The organism is Arsenophonus sp. ENCA (assembly GCF_002287155.1).
Taxonomy (GTDB): Bacteria; Pseudomonadota; Gammaproteobacteria; order Enterobacterales; family Enterobacteriaceae; genus Arsenophonus; species Arsenophonus nilaparvatae.
The window spans coordinates 1-3,869 of sequence record NZ_NHNG01000558.1 but is presented as its reverse complement, the minus strand read 5'-3'; the positions used below and the strand labels follow the sequence as shown (position 1 = coordinate 3,869).

Genomic DNA, 3,869 nt, shown 5'->3' with positions numbered 1-3,869 from the left:
AGCGGGTGCTCATGCAAGTGCGCTATTGTACAGCCTGGTGGAAAGTGCACGTATCAATGGTCTTAACCCGTACGATTATCTTCTGGCATTGCTGACGTCGCTAAAATCCCCTGATGAAGATATAGACTGGAACGTACTGCTGCCCTGGAAAATTACCTTACCTTAAACCACGCTACCTATCTCTGTGTGGTTCCAATGACGCTTACGTTCCAGTTCTCTTATTTCATGAGTATAAAAACGCTTGTCGGTATCGGTGGACTCTATCTCTCCCTTTAATATTTTTTCCAGACGATCAATCATCACTTTGTTATCGGGTAACAGTCCAAAACGACCGGTATGCAGTTTCACCTTATCTACACCTTCGTGGTCAATTGTCGCTGTACGCCAGTCTAAATCAAGAATCGGGCCGCCTGCTTTATCCTTGTTAAAGTCACGACCGCTGTATTTACCTTTGGCATTGGTTTCTCCATAGGGTGAGTTAAACATCACATAAAGCGGCAGATAGTTTGTTTCTAGTGGTGGCACCGCTATCTGAGCATCAATATCAGGCATTATCGGATTAGGGTATACCGTAACAACGGGGGTTTTAACGGGTGCGTCATTGCCGGTATTCAGGATAACGATTTGTCGTCCTTCAGGATGTAACAGATGCCCCAGTCCATCAGCGCCCGGTGCTTTTATTGGGCTGATTAACACCGTCCGCCCCTGTTTGCCATGCTCATCCGGTAGGGTAATGCCGTAAAGCCCTGTGGTTGGGTCTATCACGCTTTCCACGACCCAGACGCGCACTGATTCGCCGCTACGGTTTATTTCCGTCTTCCAGCGCCCAGATTTATAAGTTTCCATCTTGCCGGTTAACGGGTTCCACTCGTACAGTGTTTCTCCCGTTGCGTCCGTCCAGCGGAATTTTTTCCCTTTTCCATCAGCAACCGTTGTTTTTGCCCTGCTTTCCAGCAATCCCCGATAGTCAGTCAATGATTCGGTTGATGGAGTGGGATAATGATGTTCTCCTGCCTCTTTGAGGCTTTGTTCTGCTGCTTTTGATGGGTGCTGCACGACTTCCAGCTTGCCTATTTCGCTGTTCCATTCGTATATCGCCCCATCAATGGCACTTAACCAACGCCCCTTCATCCCTTCGCCTGTTTTTGACGCTGTGCAGGATTTGACTTTAACCAGCCCTTTGGTTTCGGTTATTTCTTCGGTTAACGGCTCTGGGTGATGCTGGCGTGCAGCTTCGGCGATGCTCTGCGCTTTCGGCTCGAACATCACATAAACCGGCTCCATCTTTGCGGCTTCAGGGTAAACGACAATGACATCATGGAAGGGTGTCGTTTTAGACACAGCCATTGGCAAAGGCTTTGAAGCCGATGAAGAATGACCATCATGATGTATTTTTATTGGCACCGTAGGTAAAGGCGCCACTAAGGGTGGCTGACCTTGAATGACGGATTCTTTTACCGGCGCAGTAACGATTTTAAGCGCGCCAATTTTATTATCAGTGAGCGAATGAATATATAGCCCGGTATTTTCATCATACGTCGCTTCAACCACGCGTACAGACTGGATTTTCGGTGTTTTGATGACTTTGACATCTACCTTCGGATCAATAGCCGCCAGTTTTCCTCTGACCGGCATATCCACCACGCCTGAAGTTTTTGCAGCTTGTTGGAGCGTCTCACGATTAGTCAGCCCCATCGTTTTTGCGGGTACTGACAATGAGAGAAATTGCTCCAAAGTACGGCCATCTACCCGATCACTGCCTTCACCTACCTTGGGAACATGAAAAAGGGTGCCAAGAAATATCCCCATCGGGGAGGCATTTTTAATTCTGACGCCTAATCCGGCTAACTCACCAATAGCGGCACGAAATCCATTCACCAAAGAAGCGCCAGCGGTATCAGTTAATGCCATACTTCCTACACCCGCGACAGAAAACACGGGTGCCATCTGGCCAGCGGGCGTTAATACCCCACCCATAATGGCCAGAGAACTAGCTTGACTTAGCATCGCCCGCGCACGTTGCTCTCTGGCTAAAGTAGCCTCTCTTTCTGCTTTCGCTCTGGCTTCAGCTTCGGCTCTTGCCCTCGATTCTGCTTCAGTCCGTTCTCTGGCTTCCGCAGCCACTTTATTGTGTGTATTTTGACTGGAATGACTTGAACCACCATGACCACGACCTCCTGTATGAGAATTTCCTCCCCCCCATGGGTTATTCTCTGAACTCCATCCCGAATGGTCAGAGGCATGACCCTTTGTACTTCTTGTACCAGTGGTTGCGGTAGTTGTCTTTGGCGTGCTTGGGCCGCTTATACTCGTAGGCGTACTACCTCCTTTAGCACCACCAGTATTACCTCGATTATTGTTTGATCTTCCTCGATTGCTGCTTCCCTTTCTGGATCCAGTCCAACCAGGGCTCCGCTTTTTTCTCACCTTTTCGTTGTCCATTTTGGAAGTACCTAATCACAATTATACTGTACAAATAAACAGTATAATTGAGGTGAACATAAAGTCAACCATCAAAATGAGCGCGTAAAAACAGTATGTGGAATTCAGTGTAGGAAACAATTTTATTGCGGTATAGCCAAGCGACTTAATTTTGATTACACCATATGGACTGAGAACAAAATCTCTGTGTCGCAACCGCTCTCTCTTTTTTTGCTTTTTGCTTGTGCCCATTTATGCTCAATTGGGTTAAGATCTGGCGAATACGTAGGCAAATACTCCACCATATACCCGGCATCGATGATGACTTGTTGAATATTATGTTTCTTGTGAAAAGTTGCATTGTCCATCACGATTACACTGTTTTTAGGGAGTACTGGAATCAGGACTTGTGTGACCCAGGCATAGAAAACATCGCTGTTAATATTGAGATCAAATAATCCGATAGCAAACAGCGTTGTGCCTAATAAAGCGCCGATAACATTTGTTCTTCCCTTGGCTCCCCAGTTCTTCAGGCCAAAACACCGTTGACCTTTTGGGGAATAGCCGTGAGTCCGCGGGGTATCGTGTGGAAAACCACTTTCATCAATAAAAACAATAGGTTTACCTTCTTTTTCATACTGTTGTTTTTTTTGTTGAAATGCTTGCCGGGCGCTTTCGTCGGCTTTCGGATGACGTAGAGTTTTTTTTTATAGGTCAATCCCAGCTTTTTAAGAGCTTGCCAAATGGCCTTCTGACAAACGCCAAAACGCTCTGCACGTTCTTTTTGGTAAGCATCTGGATATTGTTCAACATCTTTTATCAACTCGGATTTATCGATCTTTCGCTGACGCGTGGTCGATGCTTTTGACTCTATTTGATTAATCCAACGCGATACAGAGGCAGGGCCAATCCGAAATTGCTTCGCTGTTTCTCGGATACTCAACCCTTCTTCTTCCCGTGTAGATATCACTTTACGTCTAAAATCAATTGAATAGCTCATTTAAATAATGTAATCAAAATTAAGTCGTTTAGCTATAGCAACGTATAGCTGTCCTCATCAATCGGGCAAATAAAATGCGCGGCCAGTGGATCAACTTCTCCCGCATGGATGTAGTGCAATACGTGCTGATTACGGGTAATACCACCCAACTTACGATGCCAGTAGGTTTTCGCTGCCGCCTTGCTTTTTGTCCGGTACAGTTCAAAAAATTGTGCATCCGGGGCGATCACTTCGGCCACCACGATCCGCCCGACAATCCCGCGATAACAGTGTTCGCAGCCTTCAAAATGGCGCATAAACACCTTTTCAGGCTGGCAATACTGTTCAATCAGATCGCGATCATCCTCTTCAAGCCGCTCAGCTACCCGGTGATATGGAATTTTGCAATGCGGACATAAGCGCTGAACCAGTCGTTGGCTTATCAGCCCAATCAACAACTGCGGATCGG

At 46.6% G+C, this 3,869-nt stretch carries 3 protein-coding genes and 2 pseudogenes; 1 reads left to right on the top strand and 4 read right to left on the bottom strand.

What is annotated here, in order from left to right; all coding sequences use genetic code 11:
• On the top strand, positions 1–166 hold a 166-nt coding region (locus tag CBG25_RS14480), incomplete at its 5' end, for a transposase domain-containing protein (RefSeq protein ID WP_290603847.1).
• Here the strand turns inward: CBG25_RS14480 and CBG25_RS14475 are convergent.
• The 4 genes and pseudogenes from CBG25_RS14475 to CBG25_RS14460 all read right to left on the bottom strand — a co-directional run.
• Complete coding sequence (locus CBG25_RS14475) at positions 163–2,442, bottom strand: S-type pyocin domain-containing protein (protein WP_290607494.1); 2,280 nt, start codon at positions 2,440–2,442, stop codon at positions 163–165. The two genes, CBG25_RS14480 and CBG25_RS14475, sit on opposite strands and share 4 nt — an antisense overlap.
• 155 nt (positions 2,443–2,597) lie before the next feature.
• Positions 2,598–3,065 (bottom strand): annotated as a pseudogene (locus tag CBG25_RS14470) (IS630 family transposase); the annotation flags it as partial.
• Positions 2,951–3,421 carry an IS630 transposase-related protein gene (locus tag CBG25_RS14465; protein WP_290607492.1) on the bottom strand — a complete coding sequence of 157 codons (471 nt, stop codon included), beginning with the start codon at positions 3,419–3,421 and terminating at the stop codon, positions 2,951–2,953. The pseudogene CBG25_RS14470 and the gene CBG25_RS14465, both read right to left, overlap by 115 nt.
• A 32-nt stretch (positions 3,422–3,453) precedes the next feature.
• Positions 3,454–3,869 (bottom strand): annotated as a pseudogene (locus tag CBG25_RS14460) (type II secretion protein E); the annotation flags it as partial.

Coding starts and splice junctions, on each gene's coding strand:
- CBG25_RS14475 (WP_290607494.1), bottom strand. CDS start 2,442: ATGGACAACGAAAAGGTGAGAAAAAAGCGGAGCCCTGGTTGGACTGGA.
- CBG25_RS14465 (WP_290607492.1), bottom strand. CDS start 3,421: ATGAGCTATTCAATTGATTTTAGACGTAAAGTGATATCTACACGGGAA.